The sequence below is a fragment of the Streptomyces sp. HUAS MG56 genome (genome assembly GCF_058673395.1).
In genome coordinates this window covers 2929318-2952759 of sequence record NZ_CM178722.1, presented here as the reverse complement: position 1 = coordinate 2952759, position 23442 = coordinate 2929318, and the positions used below count along the sequence as shown (strand labels likewise).

At 67.8% G+C, this 23442-nt stretch carries 22 protein-coding genes; 13 read left to right on the top strand and 9 right to left on the bottom strand.

Annotated features, from left to right (window positions below):
* The first annotated feature begins 442 nt into the window (after positions 1-442).
* Positions 443-2125, top strand: coding sequence for a murein biosynthesis integral membrane protein MurJ (gene murJ, locus AC4OXY_RS14080; RefSeq protein WP_491994601.1), 1683 nt, complete (start codon positions 443-445; stop codon positions 2123-2125).
* A gap of 99 nt (positions 2126-2224) precedes the next feature.
* Here the strand turns inward: murJ and AC4OXY_RS14075 are convergent, their stop codons facing one another.
* The 4 genes from AC4OXY_RS14075 to AC4OXY_RS14060 all read right to left on the bottom strand — a co-directional run bounded on the left by AC4OXY_RS14075 (position 2225) and on the right by AC4OXY_RS14060 (position 5585).
* Positions 2225-3415: an amidohydrolase family protein gene (locus tag AC4OXY_RS14075; RefSeq protein ID WP_362616871.1), complete on the bottom strand. Its 1191-nt coding sequence runs from the start codon at positions 3413-3415 to the stop codon at positions 2225-2227.
* A gap of 10 nt (positions 3416-3425) precedes the next feature.
* A complete protein-coding gene (locus tag AC4OXY_RS14070) occupies positions 3426-4547 on the bottom strand; it encodes an MAB_1171c family putative transporter (protein WP_351573797.1) in 1122 nt (373 codons plus the stop codon).
* Positions 4544-4915 (bottom strand): hypothetical protein, encoded by a 372-nt coding sequence (locus tag AC4OXY_RS14065; RefSeq protein ID WP_362616869.1) that lies wholly within the window; start codon positions 4913-4915, stop codon positions 4544-4546. The genes AC4OXY_RS14070 and AC4OXY_RS14065 overlap by 4 nt, the downstream gene beginning before the upstream one ends.
* Before the next feature lie 214 nt (positions 4916-5129).
* A complete protein-coding gene (locus AC4OXY_RS14060) occupies positions 5130-5585 on the bottom strand; it encodes a helix-turn-helix domain-containing protein (protein WP_076085404.1) in 456 nt (151 codons plus the stop codon).
* Between the two features lie 555 nt (positions 5586-6140).
* On the opposite strand from AC4OXY_RS14060, the gene AC4OXY_RS14055 reads away from it, so the two are divergent.
* From AC4OXY_RS14055 to AC4OXY_RS14010, 10 genes are all read left to right on the top strand, one after another.
* Positions 6141-6467, top strand: a complete 327-nt coding sequence (locus tag AC4OXY_RS14055) for a transcriptional regulator (protein WP_362616868.1) — start codon at positions 6141-6143, stop codon at positions 6465-6467.
* A 1-nt stretch (position 6468) separates the two neighbouring features.
* The gene (locus AC4OXY_RS14050; protein WP_362616866.1) at positions 6469-7488 is read left to right on the top strand and encodes a hypothetical protein; all 1020 of its coding nucleotides are present in this window, start codon (positions 6469-6471) and stop codon (positions 7486-7488) included.
* On the top strand, positions 7488-8195 hold the full coding sequence (locus tag AC4OXY_RS14045) for an ATP-binding protein (protein ID WP_491994006.1): 708 nt from the start codon (positions 7488-7490) through the stop codon (positions 8193-8195). The genes AC4OXY_RS14050 and AC4OXY_RS14045 overlap by 1 nt, the downstream gene beginning before the upstream one ends.
* A 117-nt stretch (positions 8196-8312) precedes the next feature.
* Complete coding sequence (locus tag AC4OXY_RS14040) at positions 8313-8879, top strand: WhiB family transcriptional regulator (protein WP_362616863.1); 567 nt, start codon at positions 8313-8315, stop codon at positions 8877-8879.
* Positions 8876-9943 carry a DUF2637 domain-containing protein gene (locus AC4OXY_RS14035; RefSeq protein ID WP_362616862.1) on the top strand — a complete coding sequence of 356 codons (1068 nt, stop codon included), beginning with the start codon at positions 8876-8878 and terminating at the stop codon, positions 9941-9943. Before AC4OXY_RS14040 ends, AC4OXY_RS14035 begins: the two co-directional genes overlap by 4 nt.
* A 105-nt stretch (positions 9944-10048) precedes the next feature.
* Positions 10049-10273, top strand: coding sequence for a hypothetical protein (locus AC4OXY_RS14030; RefSeq protein WP_362616860.1), 225 nt, complete (start codon positions 10049-10051; stop codon positions 10271-10273).
* Between the two features lie 203 nt (positions 10274-10476).
* Positions 10477-10935, top strand: a complete 459-nt coding sequence (locus AC4OXY_RS14025; protein ID WP_362616859.1) for a plasmid mobilization protein — start codon at positions 10477-10479, stop codon at positions 10933-10935.
* A complete protein-coding gene (locus tag AC4OXY_RS14020) occupies positions 10935-12704 on the top strand; it encodes a relaxase/mobilization nuclease domain-containing protein (protein WP_491994005.1) in 1770 nt (589 codons plus the stop codon). Before AC4OXY_RS14025 ends, AC4OXY_RS14020 begins: the two co-directional genes overlap by 1 nt.
* 105 nt (positions 12705-12809) lie before the next feature.
* Positions 12810-13214 carry a hypothetical protein gene (locus AC4OXY_RS14015; protein WP_362616856.1) on the top strand — a complete coding sequence of 135 codons (405 nt, stop codon included), beginning with the start codon at positions 12810-12812 and terminating at the stop codon, positions 13212-13214.
* 304 nt (positions 13215-13518) lie between these two features.
* Positions 13519-14148 carry a DUF6461 domain-containing protein gene (locus AC4OXY_RS14010; protein ID WP_362616855.1) on the top strand — a complete coding sequence of 210 codons (630 nt, stop codon included), beginning with the start codon at positions 13519-13521 and terminating at the stop codon, positions 14146-14148.
* A gap of 91 nt (positions 14149-14239) precedes the next feature.
* On the opposite strand, the gene AC4OXY_RS14005 is transcribed toward AC4OXY_RS14010, so the two are convergent.
* Positions 14240-18385: a golvesin C-terminal-like domain-containing protein gene (locus AC4OXY_RS14005; RefSeq protein ID WP_491994004.1), complete on the bottom strand. Its 4146-nt coding sequence runs from the start codon at positions 18383-18385 to the stop codon at positions 14240-14242.
* 154 nt (positions 18386-18539) lie between these two features.
* Here AC4OXY_RS14005 and AC4OXY_RS14000 point away from each other — a divergent pair, with 154 nt between their 5' ends.
* Complete coding sequence (locus AC4OXY_RS14000; RefSeq protein WP_362616851.1) at positions 18540-18704, top strand: hypothetical protein; 165 nt, start codon at positions 18540-18542, stop codon at positions 18702-18704.
* A gap of 241 nt (positions 18705-18945) precedes the next feature.
* On the opposite strand, the gene AC4OXY_RS13995 is transcribed toward AC4OXY_RS14000, so the two are convergent.
* Entirely contained in the window at positions 18946-19398 is a 453-nt protein-coding gene (locus tag AC4OXY_RS13995) for a hypothetical protein (RefSeq protein ID WP_362616849.1), read from the bottom strand.
* Between the two features lie 150 nt (positions 19399-19548).
* Between AC4OXY_RS13995 and AC4OXY_RS13990 the strand changes: the two genes are divergently transcribed.
* Positions 19549-20142, top strand: a complete 594-nt coding sequence (locus AC4OXY_RS13990) for a hypothetical protein (RefSeq protein ID WP_362616848.1) — start codon at positions 19549-19551, stop codon at positions 20140-20142.
* A gap of 60 nt (positions 20143-20202) precedes the next feature.
* Here the strand turns inward: AC4OXY_RS13990 and AC4OXY_RS13985 are convergent, their stop codons facing one another.
* The 3 genes from AC4OXY_RS13985 to AC4OXY_RS13975 are packed head-to-tail and all read right to left on the bottom strand — an operon-like array spanning position 20203 to position 23338.
* Positions 20203-21447 (bottom strand): ABC transporter permease, encoded by a 1245-nt coding sequence (locus tag AC4OXY_RS13985; protein WP_362616846.1) that lies wholly within the window; start codon positions 21445-21447, stop codon positions 20203-20205.
* Positions 21448-21467: 20 nt separating this feature from the next.
* Positions 21468-22199 carry an ABC transporter ATP-binding protein gene (locus AC4OXY_RS13980; RefSeq protein ID WP_362616844.1) on the bottom strand — a complete coding sequence of 244 codons (732 nt, stop codon included), beginning with the start codon at positions 22197-22199 and terminating at the stop codon, positions 21468-21470.
* Entirely contained in the window at positions 22196-23338 is a 1143-nt protein-coding gene (locus AC4OXY_RS13975; protein ID WP_362616842.1) for a peptidoglycan-binding protein, read from the bottom strand. Before AC4OXY_RS13975 ends, AC4OXY_RS13980 begins: the two co-directional genes overlap by 4 nt.
* Positions 23339-23442: the final 104 nt, after the last annotated feature.

The window sequence follows — 23442 nt, the reverse complement described above, 5'->3', positions numbered from 1 at the left end:
CGACGACCGGATTTCCACCCACCTTTCCGACGGGCAATGACCAATACTCCGTCGGCGGGCTTGCTTTCATAGGGTAATAAAGTGAAAGGCCATAATTTCAGAGGTTGCGGAACCCGATCGGCGGAGGCCGCAAGGGTGAGTTTCGGCTTCTCCCGGCAGGTCTACTTTGTAGATCTTTGAACATGGTCATGACATTGCTTGACTTCCGGCTGGGCGGGTGAATTATTCATCACGCTGGCCGCGACTACGGGTAGTTCGTAATTGGTGCGGCTGCTGCGACGGGGGCATCGCCCTGTCTGCCTCCCCAGACCCACCGTGTGCTGTGGGCGATGCGAGTTGTCGACAACTGCCCACCTGCGGGTTCGTGATCGCGGGTCGCGTATCAGCATCTTTTTTCGACCTCAACCTCCGAAGTGATCTTCACAGTTCTAGAGTTGAGGCCATGGTTGATCAAGGGGGCACAGCGGCGGCGGAGACGGATCAATCTGGGCGGCGCAGTCATACGAGGCGTCGTTCGGGGGCTGCGTCCGGGGGCCTGCTGCGCTCGTCCGCATTGATGGCCGCGGGCAGCGTGGTGTCGCGCGGAACGGGGATGTTCCGATTGATGCTCCAGGCCGCCGCGCTGGGCACGCAGGTGGTCGGCGGCGCGTACAACACCGCGAACACCCTGCCAACCAGTCTCTACACACTGTTGATCGGTGGTGCGCTGAACTCGGTGCTCGTGCCGCAACTTGTCCGGGCGCGCACCGAGCATGCTGATGGCGGACAGGCCCACGAGCAGCGGTTGGTCACCCTGGTGCTGAGCGTCCTTGCGGTCGGGACCGTCGTCGGCGTGGTTCTCGCTCCGGAGATCGTGAGCCTCTACATGCCGGACACCCCGGGCAACCACCAACAGTTCGCGTTGACGGTGGCCTTCGCCCGGTTCCTGTTGCCGCAGATCTTCTTCTACGGGCTGTTCTTCATGCTGGGCCAGGTCCTCAACGCCCGCGGCAGGTTCGGGGCGATGATGTGGACGCCGGTCCTGAACAACATCGTGCTGATCACCATGTTCGGCCTGTACCGGTGGCTCGTGCCTGCTCCCGGTGACGCCGCGTCCGTGACACCGGCCGAGGTGCGGCTGCTAGGGATCGGCACCACGACCGGGATCGCTCTGCAGGCGGTCTGCCTGATCCCCTATCTCGCCGAAACAGGGTTCAGGTGGCGCCCGCGCTTCGACTGGCGCGGCACGGGCCTGGGCAAGAGCGTGGCTGCGGCGCGCTGGACCCTGCTGTTCGTGGGGGTCAACCAGGTCGCCCTGACAGTGGTGACGCGCTACGCCAACGCGGCGGACGCGGTCGCGCAGGGGGCCGGCGCCGGCAACAGTGCCTACTTCTTCGCGCAGAACATCTGGATGCTCCCGCAGGGCATCATCACGGTCTCCCTGGTCACCGCGATGCTGCCGCGGATGAGCCGAGCGGTGACCGAGCATCGCCTGGGCGACGTCCGCGAAGACCTGTCGCGGGGCCTGCGGGTGACCGGTGTGGCGATCGTCCCGGCCGCCTTCTTCTTCCTGGCCTTCGGCCCGCAGATCGCCACGGTGATGTTCTCCTACAGCAGCAGCGGAGCGGCCTCGGCACAGCCACTGGGCCAGATGCTGCAGGCCTTCGCACTCGGCCTGGTCCCCTTCTCCGCCCAGTACCTGCTGCTACGCGGCTTCTACGCGTTCGAAGACACCCGCACCCCCTTCTGGATGGCGGTCTGGATCTCCGGCCTCGACATCATCCTGGCCACCGGCTGCCACCTCTTCCTGCCCCCGCGCTGGGCCGTCATCGGCATGGCAGCCGCCTACGCCGCGTCCTATGCCGTCGGCCTGCTCATCACCGGGCTCAAGCTGCGCCACCGTTTGGAGGGCCGCCTGGACGGAAAGCGGCTCGTACGTACGTACGGGAAACTCACGGCTGCGGCGGGCGCCGCCAGCGCCGTCGGCTGGGCGGTGGCCCGCATCTGCTCCGGTGCCGTCCCTGCTCCCGTCGTCGGCTCTGCGCTGGCACTGGCTGCCGGCGGTGTCACGATGCTGGTGCTGTTCGTGCTGCTGGCCCGCCTGCTCCGCGTCTCCGAACTGCGGAGCCTGCCCGGCCTGGGCTGACCAGTCTCAGCCGCTCTCGATTCCAGCGAAGCGGTGACCACTCGATCCCTGACCGCCGGGACGGCATCGGATGGGCCGACTGGATCTGCCCTTCATCGTTCAGCTGTGGAAGGGACGCCCGACGGCTAGGACAAGGCGTACGCGCCTGAGGGCGTCAAGCTCGACGAGGGGGTTGCCGTCCACTACGAGGATGTCGGCGCGGTACCCCTCAGCCAGTTGTCCGGTGTCGGACCCGATGCCCAGCGCATGGGCCGCGTTGACGGTGGCCATGTCGATGATCTTCGGGAGGGGAATCCCCAGGTACTGGTAGAACTCCATGCTGTTGACGATCTTGTCGAAGACCGCCCGCGTCACGCCGGCGTCTGTACCGGCGATCATCGGGACATCCAAGTGCGCCATCCAGCGCATCGACGTGAACAGTTCCTCTGCTCGGTCGTGACCGACCCGTTCGGCAAACGCTCGCCAGTTGGGGCTGGTGGCCGTGCAGACGTGGATCCCGGCGGCCTTGATCTTGGCAGCGAGATCCTCACGGAGGTCGAATCCGCCGTCCTCGGCCATCCAGGTGCAGTGCTCGATCGTGCTCACGCCTGCGGCCACGGCCGCCTCGATACCCTCGGTGCCATGCGCGTGGACAGCAACGGGCAGACCGGCGTTCTGGGCTTCCTCGACCACGATGCGGAGGTCGTCCTCGCTGAACTGGGACTGCCAGATCGCGGGGCCGCCACGGGTGAGTCCGCCGCCGGTGGCCATCACCTTGATGACGTCCGCTCCAGCCCGCACGTTGCGTCGCACCAGGGCACGGATGGCGTCTTCGCCCTCGACCTCGCCGCCGAAGAACCAACAGTGGCCCCCGGTTGAGGTCAGCGGTGTGGTGGCGGAGAGGATCCGCGGCCCAGGCAGGGCTCCATCGGCGATCACATCACGAAGGCGTACGGCAAGTCCGTTACGGTCGCCCAGGTCGCGCACCGTGGTCACTCCACTGCCAAGCAACTGGCGTGCCCGGTCGGCCATGCCGGCCATCAGCGTCTCGTCATCGCTGCCTTGCAAAGCAGCCACCGGGTCCGAACTCGCGTCGAAGGCAAGGTGGACGTGGGAGTCGATGAGCCCCGGCATCACCGTGGCGTCCGGGAAGGACTTCGTCGCAAGCCCCTCGGTTGCCAGCCCCGCGAGCGTCTCGCGCTGGCCGACCGCGGCGATGGTGCTCCCGCGTACGAGCACGGCACCGTCCTCGACGCATTCGCCGCCAGGTCCGGTGAGCACCCGACCGGCCGTGATCAGTAGGTCCGTCATGAAGTCATTCCTATCCACGTGTTGCGAGTGCGTCTGAGAGGGCCACCAGCTGTCGCGCGTCGGCGTCGAGGCTGTTCTCGCCTGGTAGGGCCACCGCGACGGCGTGGGTTGGCGCAGGCTCGCCTGCCGCTTGGGATCGCAGTGCCGACCGCAGGTAGCCGGCCAGGGCCTCGGGCGTGGCTCCGGTCTGCACGTCCTGGTGGGCCATGTAGGGGCTGGCCCTGACCAAGCCGTCCCGGCATTCGATGACTCGCCGGTAGTAGCGGCGGTGCACTCCGCGTACCGTCAGGTTTTCGCGCCACAGACCAGCGGGCTCACGGTGTAGAGCGTCCTCCGGGAACGCTTCGTGCAGCAGCTGCCACAGCGGGCGAAGGCGTCGGTAGGTCCGGCGATGCTGGCGCCAGATCCGGAATCCGGCCAGACGCAGCATGACACCGGGATAGCTCAGGCCGACGACGAAGGCCGGCACGGCGAGCGCGAACAGCATTGCCACGCTCTGGTTCAGCCCCGCCGGGACGGCGCTACCGTGCCAGGCGATCAGGTCCATCGCGATGCGGAGAGTGTTGGCCGTCGCCATGCTGACCAGTGAACTCGCGGTCATCCACAAGCCGATGGTCACGGGCTTCTGCGACATCCGGGCATAGCGGCCGGTCCACCAGGCTGTGGTCGCAAGCGCGTAGACGAGGTAGAGCTGGGCCGCGATGAAGAACACTGCGACCTGTGGAGTGTGCAGATCGGCAGTGCCATACGGACGACCTCGCACTCCGGCCGGTGTGGCGATGGTCGCCAGCGTGATGACGATCACCGCCATCGCCAGCGGCACCGCTTCAAGGCGGGCACGCCGGCTTGCTCGTTGACGATCGGTCGCGGAGTGAAGGTAGAAGGAGAGCAGCCAGTAAACGGCGCCGAGGAGCAGCACGTTCGATGCCAGGCTGGCTGCGCCCGTGCCCGCCAGGGCGTTGAGGGCGTGGTTCTCCGCTTGGAGCCCAGTGGAGAACGAACCAGCCGTGCAGAGGAGACAGAAGGTGACCGCGCGCAGCGCACGGTCCTGGGGGGCCTGGAATAGTTGGTAGACCTTCCAGAGTACAGCGAGAAGGAGGAGCGCGGCCGTCAGGTACATCGCGGAGTTCACAGCCACCCCCGCCGGTCGCCGAGGGCGGCCTGGACGCGCTGCATTGACGGATCGCTTGCCTGACGGGGAGTCACGCGGTCCAGAACGGAAGCCCATTCCAGGATGATCGTGGCGACCAGCTCTGCCTGGCGCTCGTGCGCCTCGTCGTACGACGTGCGCCGCAGTGCGCGGGTGACCATGCCCGGCGAAAGCTCGGGCATGGTCGTCTGCAGGAATGAGTCGTCGGTGTCGACACCCTGGTGATCAGCCATGATGTGGCCGACCTCGTGCAGGATTATGTGGTCCTGGTGGGTCTTGCTGGTCTCCTGTTGGTACAGGATGTAGTCGGCTGAATCCGTTGCGATCCATACCCCGAACGGCCCAGGCATCGGAAGTGGATGGGCTACCAGTCGGATGGGGCGTCCTCGACGCTCGCCAAGCTGCTGGCAGAGTGCCTCCACTCGCAACGGGGGTCGCACGTCCAAGGCCCGCAGTTCCCGCTTACAGCGGCGTCGAAGCTCTCGCTCCTTCACGAAGATCTCTCCTGCACAGATACGGCACGATCCTCCCCCTTCCTGCCTGACGGTTAAATTTCGGTACTGATCAGTCGTTCATGGGGCGGCGGCGCTCTGCCTGCTCCAGCTGGTAGACCACGTCCAGGAGATCCATCACCTGTCTGCGACGTTCCGGCGACAGCTCGCCGGCGCGCATCGCCATCAGCTTCACATCACCAGTGCCGATGGCTTCGCTCACGCGGACCTGCTGGGCCTGCAGCGCCTCCAGCTTCCCGTCGACTTTGCTGGCCACCCCGTCGTCGACGAAGTAGGCAACGGGAACGCCGAAGAAATCAGCCAGCGCCTGCAGGTGGCTGATGGTCGGGTTGTCCTTCTTGCCTTTGCGCAACTGCCAGATATAGCTCTGGGAGATGGTGGTAGCACCGCTCTTCCCGATCTCGGCGGCTACATGCTCGTTGCTGTACTCCTGCCCGCTGGGCGACCTGATGGTGTCGAAGAGATGGTTGATCTTCTCCGCCAGGGTGCGGAGCCCCTGCTCGCTCACGTGTCCTCCTTTCTGATCGATGGACCCGGGCCACTCTACCTGAGTGAAAGCACTCCCAGGCGCTTCATTCACCACAGTGGAGATCCTGCTACGCTCCCCCGCATGATTTCCACTGAGGTAGGAAGCTGTGGCAGTGAAGCTCTTCACGTCAGTGGATATCGTCGGCGCTCGCGAGGCTGACGGGACCCCAGCATCAGTGCGTCCCATCGGACTGCAAGGAGCCCCAGCGGCCCGGGGCCGACTGTTGGAAGACAGGGTCCAGCTCGGAGAGAAATGGCTGGTGGGACAGGGTGGAACACCGCTGGACTGATGCCGCAGCGTGCTCATATGGTGCTGCTCCCGCAGAGGGCGGGAGCCAACCGGCGAAGGGGGGACCGATGACGTACAAACCGCCGTGATCGCCGAACCGGGGTGGACATGAGACCGGCGCCCTGGAGCTACCAACTCCTGGACGCCGGGCCAGCACCCCGAGGGGCACCGATTCACATCTCGCGGGCGGCGGGGCTTTTGCACGAGAACCGCCGTACCGCGCTCCTACGAACAACGGAGTATCGCATGCTCGCCATGCCCAGCGGAACCCCGGCCTGCCCGGACACCGGCCGCCGGCACCGCCTCGCCGCTCAGCTCGCCGACATGATCCCCGGCGCGGCCACCATCCGCGTCAGTCTCACCGACCCGAGGCAGGCATGGCCCCACCCGCACGCCATCGTCGAGGACGAGGCCGGGGAGACGATGCAGTTGGATCGGACGACTACCCGGGTCGCAGCCCGCTGGATCCTGCGAGTCTGGCCGCACGCGGACTGGACCCGTCCGCACACCTTCGACCTCGCCGACGCGACACTCACAGGCAGCGACCTCGCCGCCGCCCGTCGGGGCCGCTGACATGGCACGGATCCGCACGATCAAGCCGGAACTGTTCATCAACGACAGGTGCAACGAGGTATCGGTCACCGCGGTACTGACCTACATCGGCCTGCTTCCCCAGGCCGACGACCACGGTCGGCACCGGGACAACGCGGCCATCATCGGCGGAGTCATCTGGCCGATGCGAGCCGAGCACACCGCCGTGCACGTCGAGGACGACCTCACCCAGCTCGCCATCGCCGGGCTGATCTGCCGGTACACCGGATGCGACGGCAGGCGGTACCTGCACATCGTCGGCTGGTTCGAGCACCAGAAGATCGACAAACGGGGCCAGTCCCGGATGCCGGTCTGCACCGACCACCACCCCGACCACCGATGCGGGCCATGCGAGGGCACCTGCACCAAGCGAACCGAGGAGTCTCCCACCCCTACCCGAGTGTTCGCCGAGGCTTCCCCGAGCACTCCCCGAGCCCTCGATCTGCCCGCGCCGCCCGCGTCGACGCCTCCCGCGCAAGGCAGCAAGGCCCCGACCGCTCAGCAGGAGGCGCCCGCAGGTATCGCCGACACCTCTGACAAGAGCAGCAAGAAAACCGCAGTTCACGCGGCATTCTCCGAGGGCTCCCCGAAGCCTCCCCGAAACCCCGGAGAGGGCTCGGCGCCTGGATCTAGGATCTTGGATCCTGGATCTTCTTTCCCTACGGGGCGCACAGCGCCCGCCGCCACCGTCTCGGCCAACGACCTGATCGGCGAATACGTCGCCTCGTGCGACGAGCGCCCGCCCAGCGACGTGATCGGGCACCTCGGCCGCATCGCCAAGAAGCTCCTCGGCGAGGGGATCGCCCCGGAGCACGTCCGCACTGGACTGCGGCGCTTCGCGGACATCCAGGGCCACCCCAGCCGCCTGCCGAGCCTGGTCAACGACGCCATGAACACACGGTCCGCTGGTTTGGTGCGACCGGGATTCGGGCTTAACGTGCCCGCTCACCAGGCGTGGACCAACCCGGTCAATGCTGCCGCCGCCTACGCCGAGGAGCTGTGATGCGCACCCGTACCCGCGACCCGCAGACCCTCGGCAGCGCGGGCACCCTGGACCGGATGGCGCGCATCCTGGCCGCCCGCAACATCGACCCGGCCACCGTCGCCGCGCTGGCCGACGAGCGTGAACCCTTCTGCCCGCTGGACGCCTTGTCTGTCGGAATGCCCCCGCGTTATCGGGGCGCGGTCGCCGACCACCCGAAGGTCCTGGCCTGGGCCCGGGACGTCGCACAGCAGGCCGTCGCCCCCAATCTGGGAGCCCGGAGGCAAGTGACCACCGGCCCGAGCCTCCTGATGGCCGGAGTGGTCGGCGCGGGCAAGACCCACCAGGCGTACGGCGCGGTCCGACGGCTGGTGCAGAGCGGCGTCGGCGTGCGGTGGCGCGCGACTACCGCCGCTGACCTGTACGCCGACCTTCGCCCTCGGCCCGGGACGGACAGTGAGCGGGAGCTGGCGGCCGTCAGCCGGTGCCCCCTGCTGATCATCGACGACCTCGGCGCGGCCAAGGCATCCGAGTGGGTCGAGGAAGTGACGTACCGGCTGATCAACCGCCGGTACAATCACATGCTCCCGACGCTGATCACCACCAACCTGGCGATCAAGGACCTCCGGGCCTACCTCGGCGACCGCGTCACCTCCCGGCTCGCGCAGATGACCACCCGCGTCGAGTTCGAGCCGGTCGACCGCAGACGCCACCGCCCCGCCGCCTGACTTACCGCCGGCCGCACCGCCGGGCCGCGTCTCCAGCGCGCCGCCCCGTGCACCTCCCGACCCAGCGCACCCCTCCGCCGACGCCACTGCGCGCGGAGAGCGATCGGAGCAACCCGCATGACCACCACGACGATCAGCCCTGCCCGCCACCGCTCGCTCGGTGACCACACCTGGCAGGACCAGGCCGTCTGCCAGAGCACCGAGTACAACCCGGTGGACCCCGAAATTTTCTTCCCCGAGCCCGACGAGACCGCCAAGATCACCGCCGCCAAGTCGCTGTGCGGCCAGTGCCCGGTCCGCCGCACCTGCCTGGACGCCGCCCTGGAAGGCGGCGACACCCACGGCATCCGGGGCGGGATGACCGAGGAGGAACGCGAGCCGCTGCACGAGAAGCTCGCCAACCGCCTCGACTACAGCAGGGTCAACGCCACCGTCGCCGGGCGCGACGTCCACCTCACCAAGGCCGAGCGCCGCGCGGTCGTGCGCGCCGCGTACCGCCACGGCCTCACCGAACAGCGCCTGGCCTGGCTCCTGAAGATCAGCGAGGAGCACGCCCAGAAGCTCTACCGGGAAACCCGCCGAGCCCTGCGAAACCGAGACCTGGGGCAGACCACGAAGGCCGCCTCAGGTCTCGAGACCGGCCGCGAGCGCCTGGGCCGCGACGACTTCGGGACGGCGGCGTGAGCATCGCGAGCGCGCCGAGCACGGCGCACGTCACCGGGTGGGACCGCGCGGTCGTCATCGCCCTCGGCGGTGCGGGATGCGCCCTGTCGTACGACGCCCTGCAGCAGATGGCCGTCGCCATTCACGTCCGAGGCCTGCTGACCTTCCTCTTCCCCTTGGTGATCGACGGGTTCATCGCGTACGGCATCCGGGCCCTGCTGGTCCTGCGCGACGCACCGCTGCGCGCCCGGCTCTACGTCTGGACGCTCTTCGGCACGGCCACCGCCGCCAGCATCTGGGCCAACGCGCTGCACGCGGTCAGGCTCAACGAAGAGAACACCCCGGCCACGGGGCTGCGGCTCGGAGACACGGTGGTCGCGGTGCTGTCCACCATCGCCCCGCTGGCCTTGGCCGGAGCGGTGCATCTGTACATCCTCATCGCCAGGGGGCCGGTCAAGGACAGTGACCGAAGCGACCGCGATGACCTCGGTCAGGCCGGTCACCCCGGTCAGCCCGAGCGCATCGCGATCACTCGGACTGACCGGGCCGGTCAGCAGCAGCCGCAGCCCGGTCAGGTCAGCGCCGGACAGCCGGTCACCGCCCTGACCGACCGGCCCCGCCTGTCCCTGGACAAGCAGACTCCGGATGCCCGGACACTGACCGGGGACAGCGCCCCAGCGGACAGCAGCAGCCCGGACCCCAGTCACCATGACCGGGAGGCCAAGGCCGCTGACCTGGGCGGACAGCCGGACACCACCCCGGCGGTCAGTGACCGACAGGACGTCACCGAGCCGCTCACCGGTCACCCGGACAACCTCCCGCCGGTCACCGACCGGCCGGTCACCCCGCCACCGGTCACCGACCGCGCCCCCCGGACAACCGGCGACCGGCGACCCGACCCGGACACCGAGGAACTGCTGGAGATCGCCCGGTCAGCGGTCAGGGCCGAGGACAAACTGACCCGCAAGGTGGTCGCCCAGGCGATCCGAGGTCAGCAGATCCCGCTGTCCAGCGACACGCTGACCGCCCTGATGGTCCAGCTCCGCCAGCAGCACGGACAGCCGGTCACCACCCCCCGGAACTGACCGCACACCCCATGGGGCGGGTGACCGAGCCGGACACCTCGACCGGTCACCCGCCCCGTACACCCCCACCCCACGACCTCCTCCCGTGAACCGGAGAGCACCGCCATGCGCACGAACCCCGCCACACCCGCCGAGGTGGACACCTGGCTGACCGTCCTGCACCAGCGCGGCCACCTCCACCGCGCCGAATCCGGTCCCGACAACACCTGGACCGTGCAACGACGTCGACACAGCAGCCCCTGGACCCTGCACCACCCGGTCCTCGCCATGGACTGGATCGAGGACATCGTCCGCGACATCCACCATCAGGACGCGGAGACGGGCCGGTGACCGCCAACGACCCGGCGGCCACCACCTCCGGACCGCAGCGTCGCCCCAACACGGCTTCCGGCGGAGCAAGTTGTCGCATACGACGGTCCTACGGCCCGTCGTATGCACTTGCCCCCGCCCAGGGGGGCGGGGTAAGTCCGGTTGGTCCCCGAGCGAGGGCGCACGGTGACCAACCGGACTCCCGGCACCAGGGGGCGTCGGTCGTGGGAGGAGAAGCAGACGACCGCGCCTCGCAGGCGCAGCCGAGCCCGAGTCAACCTGCGTTCCCCGACCGCAAGCCGCGCCGTCGCACCCGCAACCCGAGCCAGCGCACCCACAAGACGACCACCCGCCTGTCCGACACCGAGAAGACCGAGATCACCGCCGCCGCCAAGCAGCGTGCCGTCACCGTCGCCCGTTTCCTCGCCGCCGCTGGCCTCGCCGTCGCCCGCGGTTCGACCACCGTGCACACCAACGAACAGCTCGACGCCGCCATCGACGAGCTGGCCGCCTTGCGCACCGCCATCTCCCGTGTCGGCAACAACATCAACCAGATCGCTTTCGTCTACAACGCCGGAGGGCAGCCCCGCCCCGGCGAACTTGACCACGCCCTGACGACCTTGATCCGCGTCCTGGCCCGCGTGGACGACGCGGCCGACACCCTGGTCAGGAAGCGCCTCTGATGGTCCCCAAGATCCGACGCGGCTCGCGTACCCACGGCCTGCTCGTCTACCTGTACGGCCCCGGCAAGCGCGACGAGCACACCGACCCCCATCTCATCGGCAGTTGGGACGGCTTCGCCCCCGACCCCGGCCGCGACACCAGCCCCGAACCCGACCCCAAGGTCACCCTGGCCCGGCTCGCCGCCGCCCTGGACCTGCGGGTTAAGCAGGCCGGCGACAAGGCGCCGGCCCAGCACGTCTGGCACTGCTCGGTACGTACCGACCCCGGCGACCGGACCCTGACCGACGACGAGTGGAACACCGTCGCCCGCCGCCTGGTCCACGCCGTCAACCTCGCCCCCGAGGGCGATCCCGACGGCTGCCGCTGGGCCGCGGTACGCCACGCCGACGACCACATCCACATCCTCGCCACCATGGTCCGAGGCGACCTGCGCCGCCCGAGGATGAACTACGACTTCAAGAAGGCCCAGGCCGAATGCCGTCGCATCGAACAGGAGATGGGCCTGCGTCGGCTCGAGCCCGGCGACGGTACCGGAGCCAAGACGCCCACCAGCGCCGAGCGCTTCAAGGCGGAGCGGGTCGGCCGACCCGAGACACCGCGCGAGATGCTGCGTGAGGCCGTCCGCCAGGCCGTTGCCGGGGCCGCCAGCGAAGCCGAGTTCTTCACCCGCCTTCGTGAGGCGGGCCTGCGCGTCAAGCTCCGGCACGCCCCCTCCGGTGACGTCCTCGGCTACACGGTCGCGCTGCCCGGGGACCGCAACCGTGACCGCGAGCCGGTCTGGTTCGCGGGCTCGACGCTGGCCCCCGACCTTTCCTATCCGAAGATCCAGCGCCGCCTTGCCGACGGAACCCCCGACGCGGTCACGATGGCGGAAGCCGACAGCGGTCGGTCGGACTGGTCGCCGCCCGCGCGGGGACGACGCACCGCGACCGGGATCGCCGAGCACGTCGCAGTCCTCCTGGACAGCGACGACGACGATGCCGCAGCCCAACTCGTCGGGGTCGGCGAACTCCTGGACGCGGTCGCCCAGACCTCTCCGGCAGCCACCCGCGCCGAGCTTGGCGCCGCCGCTCGCTCCTTCGAACGCGCCACCCGCAGCCACGTCCGAGCCGAACGCGCCGACACCCGGGCGATCCGATCGGCGGCCCGGGGCATCATCCAGGCCGGCGGCGCGCTCGGCCGAGGAGAAGACGGCGGCACTACCGCCATGCTCGTCTCCACCCTGGTCCTGGTGGCGCTGGCCGCAGCACGCTGGCACTCCGCACGCGGTCACGCCCAGCAGGCCGAAGCCTCCCGGCAGGCCGCCGAGCACCTTCGCGCCGCCTACCACCAGGCCGCCGCCGCGCCCATGCAGGCCCTGCGCGACCAGGGCCGAGCCTTGCCCGAGGCCCAGCGGCGCACTTACGAGACCACCATCCGCGCCGCCGTGTCCGGGAACCCCACCCGACCCGGCACGAACGTGAAGAATGACGCCTTGGCCGCCACCCTGGCCCAGGCCGAGCAGGCAGGCCACGACCCCGAGGCCCTCCTGCAGAAGGCCATCACCATGCGCGAACTCGACACCGCCGAGGACGTGAACGACGTCCTGGTCTGGCGACTGCGCCGCCTCGCCCAACTCCCCGCCCACCCCGGCGAAGCCACTCGACACCCGCAGGCCGGCACCGGTCGCGCCACGCCTCCTGCCAACCGGACCGGCGTCCGGCCCACGCCTTCGGCCTCGCCCAGGACCGCCACACCGGACCCGCGCAGCCGGCCGCCGCGCCGCTGACCAGCAGCCCGGCAGGCCCACCACGGGCCTGCCGGACCGCGTGAAACACCTGGACAACCGGCTCCACCGGCTGTTACGGATGAAGAGAAGGCCCTCGACCGGGAGATGACGCTCGTGCTCAGAACGACCCACCACCACGTAGAGCCGACCCCCGTCCTGCCTGCAGTCCCCGCCGGAAGCGATCCGCTGCCGCAACTCCAGTACGAGACGCAGCCGCCCAGCGGACCCGGCGCGACGCGCTGCCTCAGCCACCCGCCGGAGCTGTCCCTGCGTGGGATCCCCGTGATGTGCTCGGCTTGCCAGGCCCGGCGCGACTGGCTCCTCATCAACCACGGCCGCAACGTCTGGGTCCGTTGCCGCTGCAGCAACCAGTGGCTCGAGCCCGAGATCGGCCGCGCCGACTTCGAAGCCATGATCGCCATCCCGGATGGGACGACCTACCCCAGCGTGGAGCAGGGCCTGATCGCACTCGGCTTCGACGGTGCCTTCGCCGGTGCCTACTTGGACTGACTGGAGCGGTCACCTCGGGCCGAGTTGTCACGATCAAACCGAATCGTCATTTTCCGGTAGCTCCCTGCTTCGCCGGTGGTGACGTGGGGGGCGGCGGAGTGCAAGCGTTGAATGGGTTGCAAGGGGTGACAGTTGGGGTGGAGTGCGGCAGGTGCCTATCTCATCCCAGGACGCCCGTCACGCGGTGCGTGATCCCGCCGTTGTCGATTCACGCCTGGGCGCTCGCCCTGACCGTGGGTATGCCGAGGCCCGGCTTCTCAGTATGCCGACGGCACCGCTCGCGACCGTACGGCAGGATGTGGCCATGACGATTCAAGGCGTGCGCTGGTTGGTGGAATCCGAGTGGTACTACAGCGTCACCTTTGCCCGTGGCATCACACCGGACGAGCTGGCCGTACGACTCGGCGCCGCAGCCGGCGCCGCGCGTCCGACGGCCACGGCGGAAGAAGCCGTCGCCCTCCTCAGCGATCCCGACGTCGGCGTCGCTCGAATCGGGGAGGCGGGGGGATGGGCGTTCGCGGCCGAGTACGGGGAGGCCCGAGGCACCCGGCACGACATCCTCACGGACATCTCGCGCGACGGCGCGGAGGCAGTGAACCTCGACCCTCAGGCGTTTCATCCGCCTCCGCTCTTCTCCTACGCCGCCGACGGCGAACTGCTGTGCTCGTTCGGCCTCGGTGAGGAGCGGCGGCGGTGGGGATCCCGTCCGGATCTGCTGCAGGATGACTTGACGGCGGCTGGCATCATCCTGCCGACCGGGGACTATCTTCGGGTGAGTGCCGAGCGGCACAGCCTGCGGATCGCGATGTCCCTGGGCGTGATCGAGAAGCGTTTCGGGCTCGCCCTGCCTCGCGACCTGCTCGAGTATGACCGGCTCCCCCTCGCCGTGGTGAGCGGCAGCCCCGCCCTTGACTCGCTGGGCAGCGACGCCTGAGACCGGGCTCGGCACGGACGTCGCAGCGGACGGGAAAGGGGGCGGGGTCGTCGGACCCCGCCCCCTCACTTGGACACCGAGCCCTTACTCGCTACGGGTTGGTTCGCTGGAAGGTGCAGGTCGTGTCCGACGCGGTGCAGTGATCGAATCCCGGCGTGGCGAGCCAGAACGGCTCGTTGTCGAGCATCCGGTTGTAAGGGACGAAGCCGCCGGTACGGCCGAAGGGCGCCAGGGCGCCGGTGTTCTGGGCCAGCGGAATGCTGGCCCGGCCGCACTTCTCCGACCAGGAGGGCAGGGCGTAGTTGTCGTCGTCGTGGATCGTCCAGGTGGTGGCGTTCAGCGGCGTGGCGTAGAACTGCGCGCACTGTTCACCTGAGGTGATACCGCTGTTGGGCATACCACCGCTCTCGTACGTCGTGGCGAAGGCGTACTCGTCGCAACTGGCGGTAGGTGTCTCGGTGCGGCCCACCCAGCTGTCGGGGCACACCAAAGCCCTGTTGTTCGTCTGTCCGTTCGCCAGATAGTGCAGCGGGGCGTTGTGCTCTTTGCTGCCGTAGTGGTGGCTGTTCTTCTCCTTCATGAGCCAGTAGTAGGCGCCTGCCGCCGGGTAGCGGTCGGTGTTCACGGTGTAGGTGGGGGTGTACGCGGGGAAGACGCATCCCGCGCTCGTGGCTCCCTTGGTGATGTCGTCGCAGCGGACGTCCAGGTCGCCGAGGGTGTTGCCGAGGCTGGCCTCCTCGGTCACCTCCGGGTACGCCGAGATCTTCCCCGTCATGTTCCAGCCGAGGGTGATCTTCTCTTGCCCGGTGCCGTTCCACAGGGTCTGGAAGGAGACGTTCGCGGCGTGGGTGTCCTCCGGGCCGAGCCAGGTCAGGCCCCCGTCTGTCTGCTGCGGCGACTGTGTGCAGTCCGTGCACGTCGAGCCCGCGAGCCAGCCCAGGGTCACTGAGCCCAGCGCAGGATCGATCTGAGTCGGCACGAGGGTGAGCTGCTGGTCGAACTCGCCGGTGTTGTTGTAGAGCTTTATCTCCTGCTGCATGGCGAAGTTCGCGATACCGACCACTTTGTCGTTCACTTTGAAGACCAGGGTGAGCGGCGTGATGGCCTTCAGACAGGCGTCCGTCCGCGTGTACCAGTCGTGGCCGGCCGTTCGCAGGTCGCACCATGGAACGATGGAGGTGACGGCGGTCATGCTCAGGGCCTTGTTCATCTTCTGGGCGAGCGGGGACTCCTTGCCCGCCGGCTCACCGATGGTCAGGCAGAGTTTGGCCCCCTTCTTGTCCGTCTTGGAGCACGTGCTGCGGCTCGTCCCGTCCGTCAGGGCCTTCGGGCTCAGGGCGGCGGATGGCAGTCCGGTGTTGCGGTGGGCCTCCTCGACGTCACCGTCCCAGCTGGGCATGGGAGCGCTGTCGTCGGGGTTGGGGAAGGTGATGCTGGGCATTCCGCTGTAGTCGCCGGGCACGAAGGCCACCGCACCCCAGGCGATGTCCTGGTCCGCAGCTCCGTTGCTCGTGGTGTTGGAGAGCCTGACCTCGGGGATGGCGTTGTTGAATCGGTAGGCGCCCAGAGAGACCCACTTGTTCGACTCGTTGGCGGACTGGTCGATCGTGACCTTTTTGATTCCGAAGGGGGTGACGACCTCGTAGTCGGCCTCCGTGGCCTGTGCTCCGGTGTCCGGGACGTGCACATAGACCATGGCCTGTTTCTCGGGCAGGGGCTGGTTCAGCTTCCACGCGCCGTCGATGGTCATCCGGCCGCCGTCACCGCCGAGGTGGCTGACGTCCCGTGCGTGGGTGTACCAGAAGTGTCCCTGGTAGCCGCCGCCGATCTGGTGCAGGTCGGCCTTGGCATCGTACTGACCTAGCCCCGGTCCGGTGGCGTTCGGATCCGGGTAAAAGGTGAACTGGAACGAGCCGTCTGTTGTGGTGGTGCCACAGTCGCTCCAGGTGTTGGTGCCAGCGGGCACGGAGCCGACGACCTTCGCACCGGAGGGTGCGCCGGAGCAGACGGGTGTGCCGTGCTGGAGGCGGTAGCCGCGTCCGGGCTCGTTGATCAGGTTTTGGTATTTGATGTTCTCGAAGCCGCAGGTGGTGGCGCAGTCGGACTTCCAGGTGGCGTTGGGCTCGTGCCACCAGTACTGGGTATAGCAGGCGGCGTCGGGGCAGCTGGGCGGGCTGGCCGTATCGCAGTTGTTCTTCGTGTTGCAGAACGTGTCGAGCGGCGGGGAGACGTGCGCCCGGTTGTATCGCGCGCTGCCTACGACCGTGTAAGGCAGGTCCGCGCCGTTCCAGTAGGCGGGGCGGAAGCCGGCCGAGGAGAAGCCGGACTCGCCCGGCCAGTCCTGTCGGCCCGAGGTGCCGTAGGAGAAGCCGGTGTCGATGGACCAGGCGGCCCAGCCCATCACCTTCTCCTCGTACGGCCACTGCTGAGGCTTGGCGGCGTCCTTGGCGGCCAATGGGTCGACGTCGGTGTTCATGAACACCTTGCGCGAAGCGGGATAGACGGGGTTGGCCGGGTTGTTGTACCAGCCAAGGCCCCAGTTGCCGTTGGTTCCTGCGTCCGCCTTCTTGTTGAAGCCGAGGTTGTAGTTCCACACGGCGGTGAACCAGTTTTCGGGCTTGGCCGGGTTGTCGTTGTTCACAGCGATCGTCTGATCGGCCTGGTGAACTTCGTTCCACTTGTCAGCGAGGATGTAGAGCGACGCGGCGATGTTGGTGGCGTAGTCGATGGCGATCGCGCGCTGCGTGCTGACCGGGCGGGAGGTTTCGCCCGGTTTCTCGTATCCGGCCTTGCGCATGCCGTCGGTGACCTGGCCGACACCGTAGCCGCAGTCGGACTTGTCCCAGTTGATGGTCCAGTAGTCGGCGAGGGTTCCGCCGGTCTGGTGTCCGTAGTAGCCGTCGACGGCCGCGAGCGGGCTGCCCATCTGGCCGGGGATGGAGCCGGATTCGGCCTGCCATAGGTTGGATTCCTGGGCCAGGATGCCCAGCTCGACCTGTGCGGGAATCTGTCCGCCCGTGTTCAGCGTCGGGGCGGGGAACATTCCTTGCGGGTCGATGGTGCCGAGTCCGGTCTGCGAGCGCCAGCCACCCTGGGTGAGGTAGCCGGAGCGCAGGTTGTTGCGAACGGCCATGTCCACGGCCCACTCGACCTGGTTCGGGGTCGGCTGGAGGGCCTGGGTGTTGACGTCGTTGCGGGGCACGGAGCACCAGGCGTCGGTGTCCACCGGGTCGTGTGACCTGGGGTCGTCGGTAGACGGGGTCATCGCGCTCATGGCAGACATCTGCGGCTTCGAGGAGCCGGTCAGTGCCGGCGACGGCGTCCCGCCTGCCGTGCTGCCGGGTTCGGCGGCAATCTGCTTCGTGTGCTTGCCCGTGCCCGGAACCGTGCCGGTGATCGTCAGTTCATGGCTGATGCGGCCGGGCGTCACCTCGGCTGCCGGCTCCTTGATCGCGGAATTGGTGAAGCCACGCCCGGCGTTCTCGATGCGGGTGACACCCGCCTTCACGGCCGGGGAGACGACCGGGTCGACGGCCAGGCGTCCGCGAGTGGAGACGTCCGCTTCGGGTGAGATGTCCAGCGACTTGATGCCGCTGGCCGTGAAGCCCTTGCCGCGGCTGGCCTTGCCCGTGAGGTAGACCGTGCCGTCTGTGCCCTGGCGCAGGTTCATCGCGGTGAGGCTGCCGCTCGCCACGGTCGTCTTCTTGCCGTGCGCGTAGGTCTGTACATTCCCGTCGGTGTCACCGGTCCGGTCGATGTAGCTGACCGTGCCGTCACCGGTCACACGGATGCCGTAGGGGGCGTGCTTGGTGGCGGCGAGCTCGGCTGTGTTGCCCTTGCGGTCGACGTGGACGAGCCGGTTTCCGGCGGCTGCGATCACACCGTCCTTGGTGGGCACGGCAGAGGTGATCTCGCCGTTCGCCGTGCTGTCCGCGACGGTGGCGCCGTTGGTGTTCACCGTGACCAGGCGTGTCTTGGTGTCGCGGAGCGCGGTGAAGACAGCAGTGTGGGTGGCCGGGTTGCACGTCGGGTCGAAGTAGGCCAGCGACGCGGTGAATGGCAGCTTGGTGACGGTACCGTCGTCGAGGTTCACGATCGCCGTGAACGCGCCGCCCATCATCAGGTCCGGCTTGTTGGTGAAGGTGCGGGGAGCGTAGACGACGGCCGTTTGGTGGTCGTCCATGACACAGCTGTTGCCGATCCAGGTGTCGGCCGGAAGCTGAGGCTCACTCAGCACCGTAACCGTCTTCCATGCGTAGCCGGTTGTACTGTCGGCGACCAGGAGATGGAGTCCGTCACTGTCGGCGGCCGTGGTCACTGCCCGGTCAGCTGAGGTCTTCCAGCCCTTCCCGAGAACCGTGTCACGGTCCTTCAGCGGGACCGCCGGCGACGTGGGCTTCTTCTCTTGTGTGGTGGTCTGCTTCTGTGCCGAGTTCTTTGGCGGTTTCGGTATTGCCGCGTGTGCGGCGCTGGTGGTGATGGCGGAAGCGATCAACGCGGTTGCTGCGGCGATGACCACAGCGGATGACCGTCTCCTCCGTCTCTGTGGTAACTGATAGCGCATGATTTGCCGGTTTGTCCTTTCAGTAGGTCCCAAGCCAGCCGATGTCGATCTGCGGCTCCTGCGGAATGGGCCGTAGAGATGGTTGGCACCACTGCGCGTGCCGCTCCCCGCGCGCGCAGTGGTGCAGGCGGTGTCGTAGGTACCGCAGCGGGCTGCGGCGCAGCTGGCTCACGTCAGCCACAGCGGCGAATCCGACCCCCTTAAGATTCGCGCCTGTTAATTCGCGCGAAAACTCAGATGTCTGCGTTCGCCAGCTGTGAGGCATTCTGGTTGTACGTCGCGTTCAGGTTTCCGAAGAACGTCCCGTACCCTTCGGGATCCCACTGATCGCGCGGGCCGCTGTAGCTGCTGTTGTAGTAGACCCAGTACACCCAGCTGGCCTCGTTGTAGACGGAAGCGGCGTCGTTCTTCACGGGCTTGGACTCACCGTTTCCGCTCGTCTGGAAGTAGTATTGCGGGCAGCCCTGCGAACTGCATGCCGGCGCCCAGACCGCATAATTCGGAACCTGGCCATAGATTCCGGTGCGGGATCCTCCGAGGTTCGCGTTATAGAAGAGGCAGAGAGTACCGTCGTAGTGAGCACATGTGGTGACATCTCCATTCCCCAGTGCCTGCGCTGACGAGGCTCCGCCGAACAGTGCGAAGGCGGCCAGGATTGCGGCACTGAAGGCAATTCGAGTACGCAAGGTATCCCTTTCGTGGTTTCTGTCCCGTGTCCCTTGACGCACACAAAAGTCACATATTTGCATGTACGCGTCAAGAGATTTAATTTGGCGCAATGAGGACGGCGGTCATTTTCAGCCACTGCAGCGACCATGCGTTACAGTTCGGCATTGGTGAGCCAGCTCTTCGAGACGGAGGCGAGCATGAAATGGAATGCGCTGCGGGCGGTTGCCGTACTGGGCGTTGCGGCAGCAATTATTACGGGGTGTGATAATTCCGATGACGGGGCCTCGCCGCGGCCCTCGGACACCCCGGTCACCTCGACACAGACCTCGCCTGCCTCGGCCACACCGTCGCAGGATTCTGTTCCCGCTGAATCCTCCAAGGCGTTGGCTGCCGAGAAGGTCAAGAGCGCTGTCGAGGACCGCATATCGGCGGATGAGAAGGAGTTCGGGTCCGGTGTGAAGTCCCCTTGTTCGACGTCGTCCCCTGACCTGTTCACCGCCAAGTGCCGGGCAGCTGCCGACGCCACGTCCAGCGCGGCTGGCTTGGCTCTGCGCGAGATCGACGGGCGTGCGGGTTTTGCGACCCTGACTTCGACCGCGCGGAGACTTCAAACAGCGGTTCGGCAATATGAGCGACTGGGATGTGCGACAGGTCCTACCGCGGCGGACACCCGTCACGCGTGCCTTGCCCCGGCGGCCATCATCGCCCAAGGGCTGGATGATCTGCGGGACGGCGCCAACCTGGGCCTGGCCGGTAAGTAGTTTCGCCATGTCTCCCTCGCTTGCCGTGTTCGCGGTTCACTGGTGTGACGTGCTGGCGGCTCAGTGACGGAGAGCCTCAAGCGGTTCGATCCGTGCGGCTCGCAGGGCGGGATAGAGGCCGGCAAGGAACCCGATGACCACACCGATGAGGGGTGCGGGCAAGACGGTGTACGGCTCCAGGACGGCGGTCCAGTTGCGTGCGAGAGACGTGCCGATGACGACCGCGACGCCTGTCGCCGTGCCCGTCAGGCCGCCCAGCGCACCCAATGTGGTGGACTCGGTGATGAACTGGGCGGTGATGTGCCGGCGACGGGCACCCAGTGCCCTGCGCAGACCGATCTCGCCCGTGCGTTCCAGCACAGCCACGAGCGTGGTGTTTGCGATGCCGACCGCCCCTACGACCAGACAGATCGCGGCCAGGATCAGAAAGAGCCCGGACATGTCTGTGCTGATCCGGTCGCGTAGTGCATGGGGGTCGACGGGCGGGACGGCGCGGAGCAAGCCGGGGTGGTCGGGCCGCAGGGCGAGGGGGGCCTGCTTGGCGATGAGCGCAGCCGCCCCGGTCCGGGTACGGATGAGTGCCTGGGCTGGGTCGTCCACCGGGGCGCCGTAAGCGCCGAGTGCCGTCTCTGCGGGGATGATGACTGAGAGCAGGCTCTGGGGCAGACGCTGTGTGTCAGCGACCACGCCCAGCACCGTGTACGCGGCTCCGTTGATGAACACGGCTGGCTGGTTCTCGACCTGAGCGATCTTCAACAGCCGGGCAGCGCTGCTTCCAAGCAGACAGACGCGTTCCTTACGCCGCTCATGGAAGTCGTTGAACAGTGCCCCCGAGGACAGTGTCGGCTGCATGGCATGGAGCGCCCCGGGCGAGGCCGCGAGGATGTGCAGGCCACTCCGGGTTCCGTCCGCGGCTTCGGACGAAGCGGCCGTGACGTCCGGGCGCGCGGACACGGTCGGGTTACGCAGCGGAACGTTCCACCACACTCCGCCGTCCACGACGCCATTAAGACGTTTCAGGCGATTGTCGGTGTCGAGCGGGAAGTCCATGACGGGCTCCTGATACGTTCCGGAGCTGACCGTGCCGGGTCCGGTGTCGTCGACGGTCACCGTGGTGTTCTGCAGCATGCTGAAGGAGTCGCCGATCTGGCCGGCGGCGGTGGAGGTCAGCCCCAGGACAGCGACGAAGGAACCGACGCCCAGGACGGTTCCGAGCATGGTCAGCGCAGAGCGCACCGGCCGTTGCACGATTCCCGCCAAAGCCTCTGCGGCGAGGTCACGCCAGGTGAACCGGGTGGGAGCCACCCCGCCGGATGGGCGCCGGATCACCAGGAACCTCCAGCGGCTCCCGCAGCCGACCGGCCGGTCGGCGACGGCTCACCCAGGTGGCCGTCCCGAATGGTGACCTGGCGCCGTGCCCGCTCTGCCACCGCAGGGTCGTGAGTGATGATGACGATGGTGGCGCCAGCCGTATTGAGCTCCGTCAGGAGGTCCATCACGGAGCGAGCTGTCGCCGAGTCCAGGTTCCCCGTGGGCTCATCGCACAGCAAGATGTCTGGCGAGTTGACGACAGCACGCGCGATGGCCACCCGCTGCCGCTCGCCGCCCGACAGGCGGGACGGCATGACCTCCAGCCGATGGCCCAGTCCTACGCTGCGCAAGGCACGTGCCGCGTTCGCCCGACGCGGCTCGCCGCGCCCGGTGACGTAGAGCTGCGCGAGTGCGACGTTCTCCAACGCTGTGCGGTGGGGCAGCAAGTGGAAGGCTTGGAAGACGAATCCCACCCTGCGCCCCCGCAGGGCGGCGCGCTCGCGCTCGGTCAAGGACGCCACGTCGATCCCGGAGAGCCGGTAATTGCCCCTGGTGGGATGGTCGAGCATCCCGAGAATGTTGAGTAGGGTCGACTTGCCGGACCCGGAGGGGCCCACCACAGCCAGGAAGTCACCGGCGTTGACACGCAGATCGGCCGGAAGCAGGGCGGTGACGGGTGGCGAGCCGGGATATGTCTTGGAGACACCCTGTAGTTCCAGGACAGGAACCGGCGGAGCGGAGGTCATCTCCCTACCACCACGCGATCTCCCGCACGGAGCGTATGCCCGCGAACAGGCGTGACCTGTACCAGACCGTCGGCCGAGACTCCCACCGTCACTGGCACCACGAGCTGCGTGCCCGACGCGGTTACCACCGTCACGGTGGTGCGAGCGTCCGCCCCGGCCGAGACCGCAGCCTCCGGCACCGCGGTCACAGCGCCGGACGTCGCTGCAGCCGTGATGGTGATGCGGACATCCTGGTCGGCGAACTTCTTGTCCCACCCTGCCTTGCTTTTGATCCTCACCGGTACGTACGCGCTGCCGTTCTGCGGAGTAGTGGTGCCGCTGTCCGACGCCGTCTTGTCGGCACCGGATCCGGGAACCACGATGGCGCCCACGGAATCAACAACGCCCATGGCGTGAACACCGGTTGCCTCAGCCAGGATGTCCGCCTTCATGCCGGAGCTGATCAGGCGCCGTTCGGAGGGATCGAAGAAGCCAGTGAGGGTCATGTCTCCGCGAGCCAGCGTGATCACCGGGCCCTTCACCGCGTCGCCCACTTGCACGGGTACGGAGACGACCCGGGCCGGCAGGGACGGCACGAAGACGGCTTCGGAAACGGGCAGCATCACAGTCGGCTCCGGCTTGGTGGGGCGGGACGCGGCCGATGAGCGGCTCTTCTGGATGCCACCACCGGGCTGCTCCGTGCCCGCGCCAGCATTGGCAGTGTCGGCAGCGGAGGCGGAAGAGCCGGTGTCGGCGGAGGTGGTCAGCGGCGCCGAGTAGCCCATCGCCGCGTACATGCGCCGCACCGCGGCCGCCGTACCGGACCCGAAGGTGCCGGACGGGTCGGAGCCTGTCGGCCAGCCAAGAGAACCGAGTCCCTTCTGCAACTGGGCAACGTCCTTCCCCTTCTCGCCGATGGTCAGATCGCGGTACATCGGCAGCGTCCCCGGCAGTGCGAAGACCGGCCGCTCGTCGTACTCCACGAGCGGCCTTCCCGCCTTGACGCGCTGGCCACTCTGGACGAAGACGCCGGTCACCAGCAGCGCGGTCGGCTGTGAGCCGTTTCCGGTGGTGGCGACGCTGGTGGGCGTGACAGAGATGGTCCGTCCGTTGGAGAAGGTTCCGCGGAAGACCACGGTGTTCTGCAGGACCTGGCGCACGACGGGGGCGGTGATGACGCTGGGCCTGGGCGCTCGCGTGCGCGCGGCAGCTTCAGCAGGTGACTGCACCCACTGAGCCGCGAACATGCCGCCGGCCGACAGCA